Origin of the sequence: Flavobacterium sp. LM5 (assembly GCF_002017945.1) — a bacterium.
Taxonomy (GTDB): Bacteria; Bacteroidota; Bacteroidia; order Flavobacteriales; family Flavobacteriaceae; genus Flavobacterium; species Flavobacterium succinicans.
The window spans coordinates 15,093-30,362 of record NZ_MUFX01000004.1 but is presented as its reverse complement, the minus strand read 5'-3'; the positions used below and the strand labels follow the sequence as shown (position 1 = coordinate 30,362).

12 protein-coding genes are annotated in these 15,270 nt (G+C 33.7%); 2 read left to right on the top strand and 10 right to left on the bottom strand.

The annotated features are described in order from the left end of the window. Positions 1 to 19: 19 nt before the first annotated feature. Complete coding sequence (locus BXU11_RS12320) at positions 20 to 931, top strand: type IX secretion system membrane protein PorP/SprF (protein WP_078212748.1); 912 nt, start codon at positions 20 to 22, stop codon at positions 929 to 931. Positions 932 to 940: 9 nt separating this feature from the next. Next, a complete protein-coding gene (locus BXU11_RS12315; RefSeq protein WP_078212747.1) occupies positions 941 to 2,884 on the top strand; it encodes an OmpA family protein in 1,944 nt (647 codons plus the stop codon). A 78-nt stretch (positions 2,885 to 2,962) separates the two neighbouring features. Here BXU11_RS12315 and BXU11_RS12310 read toward each other — a convergent pair whose 3' ends face one another. The 10 genes from BXU11_RS12310 to BXU11_RS12265 form a co-directional block, all read right to left on the bottom strand. Further along, positions 2,963 to 3,472, bottom strand: a complete 510-nt coding sequence (locus BXU11_RS12310) for a CAP domain-containing protein (RefSeq protein WP_223253730.1) — start codon at positions 3,470 to 3,472, stop codon at positions 2,963 to 2,965. 160 nt (positions 3,473 to 3,632) lie between these two features. Further along, entirely contained in the window at positions 3,633 to 4,277 is a 645-nt protein-coding gene (gene pdxH / locus BXU11_RS12305; RefSeq protein ID WP_024982690.1) for a pyridoxamine 5'-phosphate oxidase, read from the bottom strand. Positions 4,278 to 4,350: 73 nt separating this feature from the next. Beyond that, positions 4,351 to 5,256 (bottom strand): ribonuclease Z, encoded by a 906-nt coding sequence (locus tag BXU11_RS12300; RefSeq protein ID WP_078212746.1) that lies wholly within the window; start codon positions 5,254 to 5,256, stop codon positions 4,351 to 4,353. Positions 5,257 to 5,310: 54 nt separating this feature from the next. Continuing rightward, positions 5,311 to 5,643, bottom strand: a complete 333-nt coding sequence (locus BXU11_RS12295) for a ribonuclease Z (protein WP_078212745.1) — start codon at positions 5,641 to 5,643, stop codon at positions 5,311 to 5,313. A 1-nt stretch (position 5,644) separates the two neighbouring features. Continuing rightward, positions 5,645 to 6,571, bottom strand: coding sequence for an aspartate carbamoyltransferase catalytic subunit (locus tag BXU11_RS12290; protein WP_024982693.1), 927 nt, complete (start codon positions 6,569 to 6,571; stop codon positions 5,645 to 5,647). Positions 6,572 to 6,579: 8 nt separating this feature from the next. Next, positions 6,580 to 7,125: a bifunctional pyr operon transcriptional regulator/uracil phosphoribosyltransferase PyrR gene (pyrR, locus tag BXU11_RS12285; RefSeq protein ID WP_024982694.1), complete on the bottom strand. Its 546-nt coding sequence runs from the start codon at positions 7,123 to 7,125 to the stop codon at positions 6,580 to 6,582. Positions 7,126 to 7,277: 152 nt separating this feature from the next. Then, on the bottom strand, positions 7,278 to 8,897 hold the full coding sequence (locus tag BXU11_RS12280) for an ABC-F family ATP-binding cassette domain-containing protein (protein ID WP_078212744.1): 1,620 nt from the start codon (positions 8,895 to 8,897) through the stop codon (positions 7,278 to 7,280). A 247-nt stretch (positions 8,898 to 9,144) separates the two neighbouring features. Next, on the bottom strand, positions 9,145 to 11,217 hold the full coding sequence (locus tag BXU11_RS12275; RefSeq protein WP_078212743.1) for a beta-N-acetylhexosaminidase: 2,073 nt from the start codon (positions 11,215 to 11,217) through the stop codon (positions 9,145 to 9,147). Between the two features lie 97 nt (positions 11,218 to 11,314). Next, on the bottom strand, positions 11,315 to 13,252 hold the full coding sequence (gene nagB / locus BXU11_RS12270; protein ID WP_078212742.1) for a glucosamine-6-phosphate deaminase: 1,938 nt from the start codon (positions 13,250 to 13,252) through the stop codon (positions 11,315 to 11,317). Positions 13,253 to 13,666: 414 nt separating this feature from the next. Further along, complete coding sequence (locus BXU11_RS12265; protein ID WP_078212741.1) at positions 13,667 to 15,268, bottom strand: RagB/SusD family nutrient uptake outer membrane protein; 1,602 nt, start codon at positions 15,266 to 15,268, stop codon at positions 13,667 to 13,669. Positions 15,269 to 15,270 lie beyond the last annotated feature (2 nt).

Sequence of the window (15,270 nt, the reverse complement as noted above, 5' to 3'; positions counted from 1 at the left end):
CTACTAAAATAAAGCTATTATGAAAACACAAATAATCACTTTCATTACCATGTTACTAGCGTTTGTGAGTTATGGTCAACAAGACGCTCAATTTACCCAATATATGTACAATACAATAAACATAAACCCTGCCTACGCTGGTAGCAGGGGAGCCATGAGTATTTTTGCTTTACATAGAACACAATGGGTAGGTTTAGACGGAGCTCCTACAACAAACACCGCCTCTATTAATACCCCTATAAATAATTCCAATTTAGGTTTAGGATTTACTTTCATCAATGATAAAATTGGGCCTACAAATGAAAATACTATTTCAGCGGACTTATCATACAGTATACAAACATCTGCAAATTTCAAACTTTCTTTTGGAATGAAAGCAACGGCTAATTTGTTTAATTTGAATGTTAATAAACTCAATCCATCTGATCAAGGTGATGCACAATTTCAAAATTTGAGAAATGTTTTCACACCAAACATTGGAGCAGGAATCTACTATCATTCTGACAAGGCATATATTGGATTATCAGTCCCTAATTTTATCGAAACCAAGCGCTATGACGACAACGATGTGGCCATTTACAAAGAAAAAATCAATTACTATTTAATTGGAGGGTATGTTTTTGATTTGTCCAATAGCATCAAATTCAAGCCTGCTTTCTTGACCAAATTAGTCGAAGGAGCTCCATTACAAGTAGATGTATCAGCTAATTTTATGTTTGCTGAAAAACTAGTATTGGGGGTCGCCTACCGCTGGAGTGCTGCTATGAGTGCTATGGTAGGCTTTCAAATTTCAGATGGCATGTATCTTGGTTACGGTTACGATTTAGAAACTACCAATTTAGAGAACTACAATTCTGGCTCGCATGAAATTTTCTTGCGCTATGAAATATTCAAAAATAACGGAAAAATTACCACCCCACGTTTCTTCTAAATAGTGATTATGAAAAATTATATCCTCTTCTCGATACTATATGTTAGTTTATTTCCTTGGAATGCTAATGCACAAAAAGGAAAAATAGCCTCAGCAGATAAAAAATATGATAACTACGCTTATGTCGATGCGATACAAACCTATGAGCGTGTAGCTAATAAAGGCTATCAATCGGCGGAAATGTTTGAAAAACTAGCCAATGCCTATTACTTTAATTCTGATTTTGAAAAAGCAGCACAATGGTATGAGCAATTATTCAATTTAGAATCAAACTTAGAACCTGAAAATTATTATCGTTATGCACAATCACTAAAAGCAGTAGGAAAAGAAAAACAAGCACAAGAGATATTGAGTAAATTTGAAGGTAAATCTTCAAATGATACTCGTGGAAAACGTTGGAAAAAAAACAATAACTATTTAGCAGAAATAAGAGCCAATACAGGCCGTTATAGTATTGAAACCACCAACATTAACTCAAAATATTCTGATTATGGAAGTGCTATTGTAGACAATAAACTAGTTTTTGCTACAGCAAGAGATACTGGAGGAGTTAGTCAAAGAATACATACTTGGACTGGAGAACATTTTACTAATTTGTATTTCGCCAATGTAGATGGAGAACTATTTCCTAATGCCCCAATGCGATATGACGCTACTATAAATTCAAAATTTCATGAAGCAACCCCAGTTTTTACCAAAGATGGTACAACTATGTATTTTACTAGAAATAACTATTTGGATGGTAAAAAAGGAAAAAATGACAAAAAGGTAACTTTACTAAAAATTTATAAAGCGACATTAATCAATAATAAATGGACAAATATCTCTGAGCTCCCCTTTAATAGTAATAATTTCAGTACTGCCCATCCTGCTTTAAGTCCAGATGAACAAACTTTATACTTTGCCTCTGATAGACCTGGTTCCGTGGGACAATCTGACTTGTATAAAGTTCAAATTCTGAACAACGATAATTATGGTGAACCCATAAACTTAGGAAAAGAAATCAATACAGAAGGGAAAGAAACTTTTCCATTTGTTACCAAGGACAATCACCTCTACTTCTCTTCTGATGGGCACCCAGGACTTGGTGGTTTGGATATTTTTATAGCAAAAATAAAACCTGATGGATCGATGGGAATAATTGAAAATGACGGTGGTGAAATTAATTCTCCCAAAGATGATTTTGCTTATTATAGAGACAGTGACATTAATAAAGGTTTTTTTACTTCAAATCGTGATGGTGGAATGGGGTCTGACGATATCTATAGATTTAATTTTAAACCACGTTGTACACAACTACTCAAAGGTGTAATCACAGATATTGAAACTGGAGCAATATTAGCGGGAGCAACAGTAACCTTGATTGATAGCAACTATAATGCAATAGCAGAGACTATCTCAGATAGTTCAGGCAACTATAGCTTTCCTGTAGATTGTGGTAAAAACTACAGTATAAGAGCCGCGAAAGTAGACTATAAAACTAAAGAGCTAAAAGTGAGCATACCAGATACGAAAGGCGAAACCAAACAAGATATTGCTTTGGAAACCAGCATATGCAAAGTCACTATTGGAGGAGATTTAGCTAAATGTTTTGACATTACAATGATCTATTTCGATTTAGATAAATCATTCATTCGTAAACAAGCGGCAGTTGATTTAGCTAAAATATTAGATGTATTACAACAATATCCAAAAATGAAGCTTGATATTCGTTCACATACCGATTGTAGACAAACTGCCAAATATAATATGGCCTTATCAGAACGAAGAGCACAATCTACTATGGCTTGGTTAATTACAAAAGGTGTTGATAAATCAAGATTAACAGGTAAAGGTTATGGAGAGTCACAACTTGTTAACGATTGTGGTTGTGAACCTACCAATCAATCCAATTGTACAGAAGAGCAACATCAAATGAACAGAAGAAGTGAGTTTATTGTAACTGATTTTTAAATTTCATTGAATCCAAAAAATCACAAAACAAAAAAGCTGCCAATTCTAAGGCAGCTTTTTTGTTTTGTGATTTCCAATCTAAATTTTTGCAAAAATATTTACATAATATTTCTTACCTGAAACAGGATCTTGTCTAATAGCAATTCCAAAATGAGTAAAATTGCCAACAATGTTTTCTTTATGACTAGTACTTTTTAACCAAGCATCCAAAGCACCTTTGGGAGTAATATAATTATAAGCAATATTTTCAGAAACATTTTTAGCGCCTAAAACTCTAATAATATCATTCGATCTCGAAGTAAAATCATTGTGATTTACTACATTATTAGCCATCAAATAATTTGCATGATTCTCCGACTTAATGGAAATATAATTTAACTTTTCGAGTGTATTTAAACCAATTGATTTTCGATACTCATTGATCAAATTCAATGTTTCTAGCTCAGTAGCAGAATAGCTATATACAGAATTATCGACAATAGAACTTGATTTTTCAGGTAAATTAATTTCCTCTTGATCGTTAGAACACGACATAAAAAATAAAGAACTAATAAACAACATACCCAAAATAAAAAACTTATTTTTCATAACATTGGCAGATTAAGTTTAAAGAAGATGTGGGGCAAATTCCTTATGTATTTATACTATACTTATTTTTAACAGTATAAAGCTCTACAATAATCGTTAAAACACCAAATTTAATCGATGAAATACATGTTTTATTATTTTTTATAATAAATACTTTACATTATGGAGACAAACGATACATACTCCAAGAATAATCTTCTTGTAGTACATATTGAATTCTGTCGTGCAAACGATTGGGTCTTCCTTGCCAAAACTCGACCTCGTGAGGAACAACTAAAAATCCTCCCCAAAAATCAGGTCTTGGGATTTCTTTTCCTTCAAATTTTCGTTCTAATTCTTTCAAGTTGTTCTCTAGAAAAGATCTTGATGGAATTACTTCACTTTGATTAGAAACGATTGCACCTAATTTACTTCCATCAGGTCTAGAATCAAAATAGCCATCAGAAACTATTTCACTTGTTTTTTGAGCACGCCCTTTAATGATAACTTGTCGTTCCATACTGTGCCAAAAAAAAGAAAGACAAACATTTGGATTTGCCGCTATTGCTCTCCCCTTTTGAGAATTATAATTAGTATAAAAAACAAAACCTTCTTCATTAAATTTCTTCAATAAAACAACTCTAGATTTTGGAAATCCATCTAAACCAATGGTAGCAACAGTCATAGCATTAACTTCATCTACACCACCAAAATCCTCTACTTCATGAAACCATCGGTTAAATAAATTAATAGGGTCTTCAGGAATAGAAGTCTCTAGTAATTCACTTTTATCATAGGACTTTCTGTAATTACTTAAATCTTTCATAGCTTTCAATTTTAAAAAATATAACAAATTTAAAAAACATCCTTTGTAGTTTTTTAATGTCAAAAAATCTTAACTATATCTCAAAGGATTTTCCGTCATCTGCCAATTGCACATTAGAAAAAAAAGTTAAGGCTTCCTCTTTAAACGAAGAAATACTTTCGTATCGTGTAGAATAATGTCCCAATAGCAACGATTTAACATTTGCTTTTGACGCAATAGTCGCTGCTTGAATAGCCGTAGAATGCATCGTTTTAGCGGCCAATTGTGACTCACTTTCTAAAAAAGTACTTTCGTGATATAACAAATCTACTTCTTGTACTAAAGGAATTATTGACTCTGTATAAGCTGTGTCAGAACAAAAAGCATACGATTTTGTAGGCTCTCCTGGAAAAGTAAGCTGCTCATTGTCTACAACTTGTCCATTATCTAACGTAACAGTCCCTCCCTTTTTTATCTTTTTATAATAACAAACATCTAACGACAATTCTTTAATGACATCAATGTTTAATTTTCTATCTCCTTCTTTCTCTCGAAATAAAAAGCCGTTGGTATATACTCTATGTTTTAATGGAATAGTGTGAACTGTAACTTTTTCATCTTCAAATATCAATTCACTTTCTTTGGCGTCTAACTCATGAAAATGTATTTCATAATTGGTCCACGAGTGTGAAAGCTTTAATTGTAATTGAATAATTTCTTTCAAGCCTTTGGGACCATAGATATGCAAATCTGCCACTCTTGATAAAAGGGAAAAAGAAGAAATTAAACCGATAAGGCCATAAAAATGATCTCCGTGTAAATGAGAAATAAAAATATGACTGATTTTGGTAAACTTAACTTTGTTTTTACGCAATTGAACTTGAGTTCCTTCTCCACAATCAATTAAAAAATACCTATTTTTTACTTCCAACAATTGAGCTGTTGGATTTGTAAAAGTTCGAGGTGTTGCAGCATAGCAGCCAAGTACGGTTAATTTCAAAGTAATGAATGTTGTTTTTAGATAAACTGAAATCTAATCTTGAGAAAGTTTTTATTAAAAGCCTAAATCTCTTTCAATTTCTTCCATTTCAATGATATCATTTGCTTCTAACAAAGAGGGAACTACAGTTATGGTTTGTGGAACCGCATTAAAATCAATAGCATCAGCAACAATGACCAATGACTTTTTAGCTTTTTTATGAGCTTTAGCCAAAGGCAAAAAAAGTTTTATTGAAGCAATATCGACTGTTTTATCATTGGATACATCCAAAATCAAATTAAAATCTTTGAAACTGGCATATTGATTTGTTACTTTTTCAATAAAAGTAGTTACAACACCTTCAGTATCTTTAATAGTTATTGTATGTCCTTTAGTATCTACTTTCATCTTATTGAATTTTTGAAGCTAATAAATAAATCACTGCCATTCGAATGGCTACTCCATTCTCTACCTGATTCAAAATAACAGATTGTTGAGAATCTGCTACATCAGAAGTAATTTCAACTCCACGATTTATAGGTCCTGGATGCATAATTACAATTTCTTTACTCAGTGAATCTAATAAATTTTTATCTACTCCGTATTGTTGCGCATACTCTCTTGTGGATGGAAAAAAGTTAACATCCATTCGTTCATTTTGCACTCTCAACATATTCGCTACATCACACCATTCTAAGGCTTTACGCAAATCCGATTCAACTGTTACTCCAAGTGATTCGATATATCTAGGAATCAATGTTTTTGGACCACAAACTTTAACTTCTGCACCTTGCATTTGCAAAGCATATATATTAGATAAAGCTACTCGCGAGTGCAAAATATCTCCAACAATAACTACTTTTTTTCCTCCTACATCACCTAATTTTTCTCTTATAGAATAGCTATCTAAAAGCGCTTGTGTAGGATGTTCATGAGCACCATCTCCCGCATTTACAATACTTGCTTTTACATTTTTTGACAAAAAATAAGCAGCTCCAGGATTTGCATGACGCATAACAACCATATCCACTTTCATTGATAAAATGTTGTTAACGGTATCAATTAACGTCTCCCCTTTTTTAACAGAAGATTGAGCGGCAGAAAAACTGATTACATCTGCGGATAAACGCTTTTGAGCCAGCTCGAACGAAAGCTTGGTTCTTGTACTGTTTTCAAAAAAAATATTGGCTATGGTAATGTCTCGTAAAGAAGGAACTTTTTTGATGGGTCTATTGATAACTTCTTTAAAATGATCAGCTGTTTCAAAAATAAGGTCAATATCGTTTTTGGTGATATATTTAATTCCTAATAAATGATTTACGCTTAACTCGCTCATTTTTATACTTATTGATTATTATTGATTAAAAAAACACCATCTTCTCCTCCTTGTTCAGCCCAAGTAACTTTTACTTTTTCGTCATTAATTGCATCCACTTGACGACCGCGATAATCTGGCTGAATGGGTAAATCACGACTAAATCTTCTATCGATTAAGGTCAAAAGTTCAATACCTGATGGTCTTCCAAAGGACTGAATTGCAGTTAAAGCAGCTCTAATACTTCTTCCTGTGTACAACACATCATCAACAAAAATTACTTTTTTATTTTCGACCAAAAAATCGATTTGTGTAATATTAGCTTCCAAAGGTTTATCGGTTCTTCTAAAATCATCTCTAAAAAAAGTGATGTCTAAAAATCCTATTTTAATGTTTGCTACTTGGTAGTCGTTTTCTAAAATACTTTTTAGGCGTTTGGCTAAAAAAGTACCTCTAGGCTGAATTCCAATTAAGATGGTTTCAGAAAAATCAAGATGTTTTTCGATTAATTGACAAGCCAAACGGTTAAGGATGATATTGACTTCTTTGGAAGTGAGCAATACTTTTTGATTCATGGTATAGTTTTGTTTGGTGTACAAATATACAAATTTCGATTTAGCTATAAACTAGGATTAGTGATAAAAGTAAATCTCCTATAAAAAAACCAAAGGCTTTTTAGATTGAGATTAAAACAAAAAAACCTTTCTTTCGAAAGGTTTTAATTAAATTATCGAGTATACATTTTAACTCTCAATTCTTGTATTTTATCGTCATCTAAGTATTCGTCAAATGTCATGTAACGGTCAATGGCTCCATTTGGTGTAAGCTCCACTACTCTATTACCAACAGTTTGTGCAAACTCGTGGTCATGAGTGGTAAAAATAACTGAACCTTTGTAGTTTTTTAATGAATTATTAAAAGCTGTAATAGACTCCAAATCTAAGTGGTTTGTTGGTTCATCTAACATTAAGATATTAGCACGTTCCATCATCATTCTAGACAACATACAACGCACTTTCTCTCCTCCAGATAAAACTCTACTCGTTTTCAAAGCTTCTTCTCCAGAAAAAATCATTTTTCCAAGAAAACCTCTGATAAATACTTCATCACGCTCTTCTTCAGTTTTTGCATATTGACGTAACCAATCTACTAAAGTTAAATCATTTTCAAAGAAAGAATGATTCTCACTTGGTAAATAGGCTTGATTCGTTGTAACTCCCCAATCAAATTTTCCTGAATCTGCAACTTGATTACCATTCAAAATTTCATAAAAAGCAGTTGTTGCACGAGAATCTTTAGAAAAAAGTACAATTTTATCTCCTTTGGCCATATTCAAATCAACGCCTTTGAACAAAAGTTCTCCATCTACAGAAGCACTCAAATCTTGTACATTCAAAATTTGGTCACCTGCTTCACGATCTTGATCAAAAATAATCGCAGGATAACGACGGCTAGAAGGTCTAATTTCAGAAATATTCAATTTCGAAATCATTTTTTTACGAGAAGTTGCTTGTTTTGATTTCGCTACATTGGCACTAAAACGACGAATAAACTCCTCCAATTCTTGTTTCTTTTCCTCTGCTTTTTTGTTCTGTTGTGCACGCTGTTTAGCCGCTAATTGGCTAGATTCATACCAAAAAGTATAATTTCCAGAATAATGGTTGATTTTACTAAAATCTATATCAGAAATATGTGTACAAACCGCATCTAAAAAGTGTCTGTCGTGAGAAACTACAATTACGGTATTTTCATAATTAGCTAAGAAATTTTCTAACCAAGCAATGGTTTCAAAATCCAAGTCGTTGGTAGGCTCATCCATAATCAACAAGTCAGGATTTCCGAATAAAGCTTGTGCCAAAAGGACACGAACCTTCATTTTTCCTTCCAAATCAGCCATCAAAGTATAATGATTGTCTTCTGTAATACCAAGATTTGACAACATAGCTGCTGCATCAGAATCAGCATTCCATCCATTCATTTCTTCAAATTGCACTTGCAATTCTCCAATTCTATCAGCGTTTTTATCGTTATAATCCAAATAAAGTTCGTCCATTTCTTTTTTGACAGCATACAAAACTTTATTACCCATCATCACCGTTTCAAGTACCGTATGTTCATCAAACATGTTGTGATTTTGGTTCAGTACTGACATTCTTTTTCCTGGTTCCAAATGGATATTTCCAGAAGTTGGATCCATTTCACCAGAAATTATTTTTAAAAAGGTAGATTTTCCAGCACCATTGGCTCCAATAACTCCATAAACATTACCATGAGTAAATGTGGTGTTTACTTCGTCGAATAAAATTCGTTTGCCAAATTGAACTGATAAATTATTAACTGTTAACATAAATCGATTTTTTAAAAATTTTTGCAAAAGTACAAAATTAGCTTTGTTTTACTCTTAAATAACAAGCTATCTTTTATAGATATCAAAAAAAAGAGGATATCATTGATATCCCCTCTTCAAAATTAACTTCTCATAAAAAACAATAACCAAATTGAAAAAGAAATTAACAGCAATTCCAAAACAATTAATGAAAAGCTATAGAGTAACCAATTCTATAACTAGAAAAACTCATTACACTTTGGAAAAATTATAATTGAACTAAATATTTTAAAGCATTGTAATTAGCTAATTCAACATCTGCATGATCTTTAGAATTACATTGTTCTAACAAATCTTTAGCTAGTATAGCATTATAGCCTGATTGATTTTGCAGCTTCATCAGCAACTGTTCTGACAAAGAGCTCAGAGCCGTTGACAAAGGCAAAAGAGGCTGTACTAAAGGAGCATTTTGACTTAAAACTTTTAAATCTTTATTATTTTGAATCCATTTGTTCAAAAACATTACGATAGATGCTTCTAGTGTTTTGTCTTTGTTTGCAACATATTGACCCACTAATTGATTGAAAGTTAAAGCATCTTCAGCATCTGGCGTGCAAGCATCTGCAAACAAGGTAAAAGGAGAATACATTTGATATTCCGTTCCTCCTTTATTTCTGGAATACACCTTCAAAGGCTCGCAAATCTCAGAGAATATTTGCAAAGCAGCTGTGTTTTGATTGTTACTGATGTTTCTCAACAACACTTCTTTGTTACGAATATGCGTGATTCCTAATTCTTCCAGATGGTAAGAAACAACTTTTAACCTCTTTCTCATACTGGCAATATCGGTCACATTTGCAGCTGACCAAAGGCGCTCTGCTATGGCTGCGGTTCTTGGCCAAATTCTAGAATCTATGGTTTGAGGCGTTACCAATTCGCTCCACATGGTAGCCTCTCCACCTAAAATCCTGGCTTTTTCATCCACTGATAAATTTGCATTTGCAGGCATTGGGTCATTCAAATAATGACTTTCAACTCCTTGAACCAAATCCACATAAAAACCATTGGACAACACTGTTTTATAACCATTTGTTGCTGCGGCTATCAATGAACCACCAGCAGCTACACCTTCATTTGGACCTTTCCAAGAATGAATAATAGCCTCCTTAGACATATTTTTGGTCATAATTTCTTCCCAACCCATCAATTCTTTTTTATGCTTTTTGAGCATAGGAATCAATTTCATGGTGAAATAAGTTTGCAACTCATGATTGTTGGCTAACTTATTTTTCTTCATAAAATCTTGAATTTTAGGATTCGAATCCCAATCTTTCCCTTCATTTTCATCGCCGCCAATGTGAAAATATTTCCCAGGAAACAAAGGACAAACTTCGTCAAAAATTTCACCCAATAGCTGATATGTTTTCGGATTAGAAGGATCTAATGTTGGGGTAAAAATCCCAGCATTTCGTTCTAATGAATAAGTTACCAATCCAGAAGCTTTCTGAGTTGTTTCAGAAGACCCTTTATTAATAGTCACAACTTTACTTCCGATTTCTGGGAAGGCAGTCAAAATAGCAGATGCATGACCTGGAACATCAATTTCAGGTACAATCAAAATACCTCTATCGGCAGCATATTTTACAATTCCTTTAATTTCTTCTTGAGTATAAAAAAGACCATCAGACGCTTTATCGGTAAGCACCTTATGCTTTTTCATCTCAATTCTCCAGCCTTGGTCGTCTACTAAATGCCAATGAAATACATTCATTTTCATAGCTGCCATAGCATCTAAATTTCTCTTAATAACATCCACAGGTTGGAATTGTCTCGCAGCATCAATCATTAATCCACGCCAAGTAAATCTGGGCATGTCAGTAATTGAAACATTAGGAAGATAAAAAGAAGTAGCGTTGTTCTGAAGTAATTGCAATACCGTTTCAAGGGCATGCATGGCTCCCAATTCAGTAGTGGCATTAATATTGATTTTATTGGATTGAATATCTAATTGATAACTTTCATCTTCATACAACCCAATTTTTCCAGCTCTACTACAATTAATCTGTAATTGAGCCTCAGGATACTCATTGTTGGCTGTAACAAAACCTTGTTTAAAAAACAACCCCGTTCTTCCGTCTAATCGTCTTAAAAAACGAGATGCTGCCACATAAATTCTTGAATCGGATTGACCGGTAACATTAACTTTAAAAGCTGAAGTTAGTGCAAAATTTCCTGCTTTCAACTCTACTTTCTGAGGCCAAGGCATCAAATTTAATTGCTCTTTAGTAACTTGGGAAAAAGCTGATACTGTTATAAAAAAAAGGGTAAAAAGGTATTTCATAAATGGTTTTGTTTACAAACTAGTCTGGTTTAGGAATACATCCTAACTAGTTAAAAATCCCCATTCGATTGTACTGCAACCGAATGGGATTAAAAATTTAATAATCAAATCGTTTGAAGGCTTCGATCGCTTCATATTCAGCTAATCCAAGATCATCGTATAATTTGGCAGTATCTTTATTTCTGTCCTCTGCACGTACCCAGAATTCTCTTGAGTCATTACCTTGGAACATTACTCGATCTTTTTGAGATTGATGGAATAAAATGGCCTGACGTTTTAACAACACTTCATCTGGACTTAGTGGCACAGCCATGTCGATTTCGTGTAGATCCCATTCGTGCCACGCACCTCGATACAACCACAACCAACATTCTTTCATGTATGGCTTAGCTTTTAATTGCTTCATCGCAGCAAAAATGGCATTCAAACACACTTCATGTGTTCCGTGTGGATCAGCTAAATCTCCTGCTGCAAATACTTGATGTGGTTTAATTTTAGCAATAATGTCTGCTACAATTTCAATATCTTCTGTTCCAAGTGGGTTTTTCTTCACCTGACCTGTTTCGTAAAATGGTAAATCTAAAAAGTGAACGTTTTCATCTTTTAATCCAATGTAACGAACAGCAGCATAGGATTCTCTTCTTCGGATTAATCCTTTTAATTTGCGTACTTCAAGGGAATCAATTTGATTGTCATTCTTGTTTTTCAAGAAATCAATCACCGCTTGAAAATTGATCTTACTACTATCTTCGCCTACAAAATCATTACATACTTCGGCAAATTTTAAAGCTTCGTCATCCGTAACTGCAATATTTCCTGAGGTTTGATATACTACGTGTACATCGTGTCCTTGCTTGATCAATTTAGCAAAAGTCCCTCCCATAGAAATCACATCATCATCAGGATGAGGGCTAAATAAAATCACACGTTTTTTAGCAGGATTAGCGCGCTCTGGTCGATTGGTATCGTCAGCATTAGGTTTTCCGCCTGGCCATCCGGTGATTGTATGTTGCAACACATTGAACATGTTGATATTCAAATCGTAGGATGATCCTTCTTGCGCTAGCAAATCAGACATTCCATTATTGTTGTAATCTCTGTCAGTAAGTTTTAAGATAGATTGTTTAGTTTCTTGACACAACCATACAATGGCTTTGCTTTTTAATTCTTGTGTCCATAAACATTCCCCTACCAACCAAGGTGTTTCAAAACGAGTCAGTGCCGAAGCAGCAGACTGATCTAAAACAAAAGTAGCATTTGAATGGTTTTGCAAGAAAGTAGCTGGCACTTCTGAGCTGATATCACCTTGGATGGTTCTTTTGATAATATCGGCTTTGTTTTGTCCCCAAGCCAACAATACAATACGTTTGGAGCGCATGATTGTTGAAACTCCCATTGTAACAGCACGTTTAGGCACATTATTGATTCCATTAAAATCAGACGAGGCATCTACTCTAGTGATATGATCCAAAGTAATGATGCGAGTTCCTGAATTGATATGTGAGCCCGGCTCATTGAAACCAACGTGTCCCGTACGACCAATTCCTAACAATTGAAAATCAAGGCCACCTGCGTTTTTTATGTTCATTTCGTAATCAATACAATATTGATTTAACTCCTCAATGGCTACCGTTCCATCAGGTACGTGAACATTGTCTGGATGAATATCAATATGATTGAATAAATGTTGGTGCATAAAGAAATGATAACTTTGCTTGTTTTCTTTATTCATCGGATAGTACTCATCCAAATTGAAAGTGATTACGTTCTTAAAGCTTAACCCTTCCTCTTTGTGCATACGAACCAATTCTTCGTAGACTTTGATAGGCGATGATCCAGTGGCCAATCCTAACACACAATTCTCATTGCTTTCTTGTTTTGAGCGAATCAAATCGGCTATTTCTTGAGCTACTATTTTTGAAGCTTCCACTGAATTTTTAAAAATTTCATTGTGAATTTTTTCAAATCGTGTTTCTTCGAATTTTCCTGCACTTTTGTAACTAATATCTGGCTTAATCTCTAAAGTGTTTTTCATTGTATTTAAATTTTAATTTTTTTTATTTGACTAAATAGCTAATAATGATTTTTAAATAAAAATCTTATATTTTCAAATCTTTAGCTTGTTAATTTATTTGATTTTATGCATTATAAAACCGTTTTAGTATAAATATACATCAAATGTAAACGTAATAGTTCTAGCAAAAAAATAAAAAAAACAAACGGCAAGAGTTTATATACCAACGACAATATTCAATCAATAACAGGTGTTTTTTATCAAAAAACAATAAAAAACCACTCCTTCATTAACTAAATCTTTATTATTTTCATAATTAAATCTTAACAAAATGATTGATGAATCCTAATTATTACTAATTCAAGGTATTCAAGAATCGAATAAAAATGGAATAAGTAATTTTGAAATTACTTATTCCATTTATTTTATTTCCTACTAGAAGTTTCCTCCAGTAGTATCCCACCATAATCTTGTGCCTCCTGTATCAGGTCCGCCTAATTTGGCTTCACCAGTAGCTACTCCAGCTTTATTTCCTGCAATTTCAGATTGTACAAAATTAACTCTACGTACTCCAAATTCGGTTGTGATTTTTCCTGCACTTTTGTTTACAACAACAGGCAATAATTTTGGATATCCTGTTCTTCTGTATTCAGACCATGCTTCTTGACCTTCTGGGAAACCAGCAATCCATTTTTGTGTAATGATCTTTTGCAATTTCACTTCGTTTGTAGCTGCAGCATCCCAAGCCACAGTTACATTATTTACAGCAGTTCCATTGTTAGCTGCGTTTACAGGGTCCACATAATTAATTGGTAAACTTGCATTATCCGCAATGTAATTTGCTGCACCAGCAACTCCATGTTGTGCAAAAGATGCTGCAATACCTTGCTCATATAAACTTTGAGCAGTACCTCCCATGTTCCAACCTCTCAATGCTCCTTCTGCTTTCAAAAAGCAAACTTCCGCAAAAGACATCCAAACATAGACACTAGTTTTCCCAACTTTACCAACTCTTGAAAAATTAGTACGCAAATCTTTACCTACTGCTTGATCTCCTGAAATCTCGATACCGTTTCTAATACCTTTGTATTGTCCTGGGTATTGAGTAGAAGTATCAAAGAAAATCGCTAATCTTGGATCTTTGTACCCTACTAACATGGATTCCATATCTGCAGACATATTTACATCGCCATAAACATTACTACAACCATAAATACCAGTAGTAAATCCGCTATCATAAGAAAAAGTATCCTCTTGACTTTTGAAAACACCATATTTTTGTGCTACCGCTTTTTCAGCTTCCGCTTTAGCTAAAGTTGGATTTTTTTTCACGATACGCATTGCTAATCTCAAACGTAATGAATTAGCATACTTAGCCCATTTTGAATAATTTCCTCCATAAGAAGATTTATCCGAAGACACCAAAATAGATTTTTCTCCCGAATCTGCACTTTTAGACAATTCAGTTACAGCTTCATCTAATTCAGCAAACATTTGTTTGTACACTTCTTCTTGAGAATCGTACTCTTTCACAGCATCAGTAGTACTAAATTTAGAATAAACGATTGGACCATAAGTATCTGTAATCCTATGCATTGCCTGAACTTTCAAGACTAAAGACATAGCATAAATTTGATTGTACTGTCCTTTCTTTTTTGTTAAGTTCTCTACTTTCAAAGCATTAGCCATTACTTCCGTATAGGCTTTTCCCCAAGCCCATCCGTTCCAACCATCGATCAAGTTGTAAGTAGAGTTATTTGAGCCACCAGCAAAACCTGTTGGAATGGCTGCATAACCTGACCACAAATCGGCTTGTAGGTTTTGTTGAATTTGATAACTCCAAATTGGATCGTGATTCCAAACATTATTGAACATCACTTTTATTGGTGCATTGATATTTCCAAAATCTTGGGCTAAAATTTCACCTGTAGCCCCTGCAGTATTAGAATTTAATTCGTCAAAATCTCCAGTACAACTTACTGTCATAGATAATAAACTAAAACATACAGCTGCTTTTTTTATTGTATTTAATTTCATTG

Excerpts from the sequence above, each read along its gene's own strand:
- BXU11_RS12275 (WP_078212743.1), bottom strand. The coding sequence starts at position 11,217 with ATGAAATACCTTTTTACCCTTTTTTTTATAACAGTATCAGCTTTTTCC.
- BXU11_RS12295 (WP_078212745.1), bottom strand. The coding sequence starts at position 5,643 with ATGAAAGTAGATACTAAAGGACATACAATAACTATTAAAGATACTGAA.
- BXU11_RS12290 (WP_024982693.1), bottom strand. The coding sequence starts at position 6,571 with ATGAGCGAGTTAAGCGTAAATCATTTATTAGGAATTAAATATATCACC.
- nagB (WP_078212742.1), bottom strand. The coding sequence starts at position 13,252 with ATGAAAAACACTTTAGAGATTAAGCCAGATATTAGTTACAAAAGTGCA.
- BXU11_RS12265 (WP_078212741.1), bottom strand. The coding sequence starts at position 15,268 with ATGAAATTAAATACAATAAAAAAAGCAGCTGTATGTTTTAGTTTATTA.
- pyrR (WP_024982694.1), bottom strand. The coding sequence starts at position 7,125 with ATGAATCAAAAAGTATTGCTCACTTCCAAAGAAGTCAATATCATCCTT.
- BXU11_RS12320 (WP_078212748.1), top strand. The coding sequence starts at position 20 with ATGAAAACACAAATAATCACTTTCATTACCATGTTACTAGCGTTTGTG.
- BXU11_RS12310 (WP_223253730.1), bottom strand. The coding sequence starts at position 3,472 with ATGAAAAATAAGTTTTTTATTTTGGGTATGTTGTTTATTAGTTCTTTA.
- BXU11_RS12280 (WP_078212744.1), bottom strand. The coding sequence starts at position 8,897 with ATGTTAACAGTTAATAATTTATCAGTTCAATTTGGCAAACGAATTTTA.
- pdxH (WP_024982690.1), bottom strand. The coding sequence starts at position 4,277 with ATGAAAGATTTAAGTAATTACAGAAAGTCCTATGATAAAAGTGAATTA.
- BXU11_RS12315 (WP_078212747.1), top strand. The coding sequence starts at position 941 with ATGAAAAATTATATCCTCTTCTCGATACTATATGTTAGTTTATTTCCT.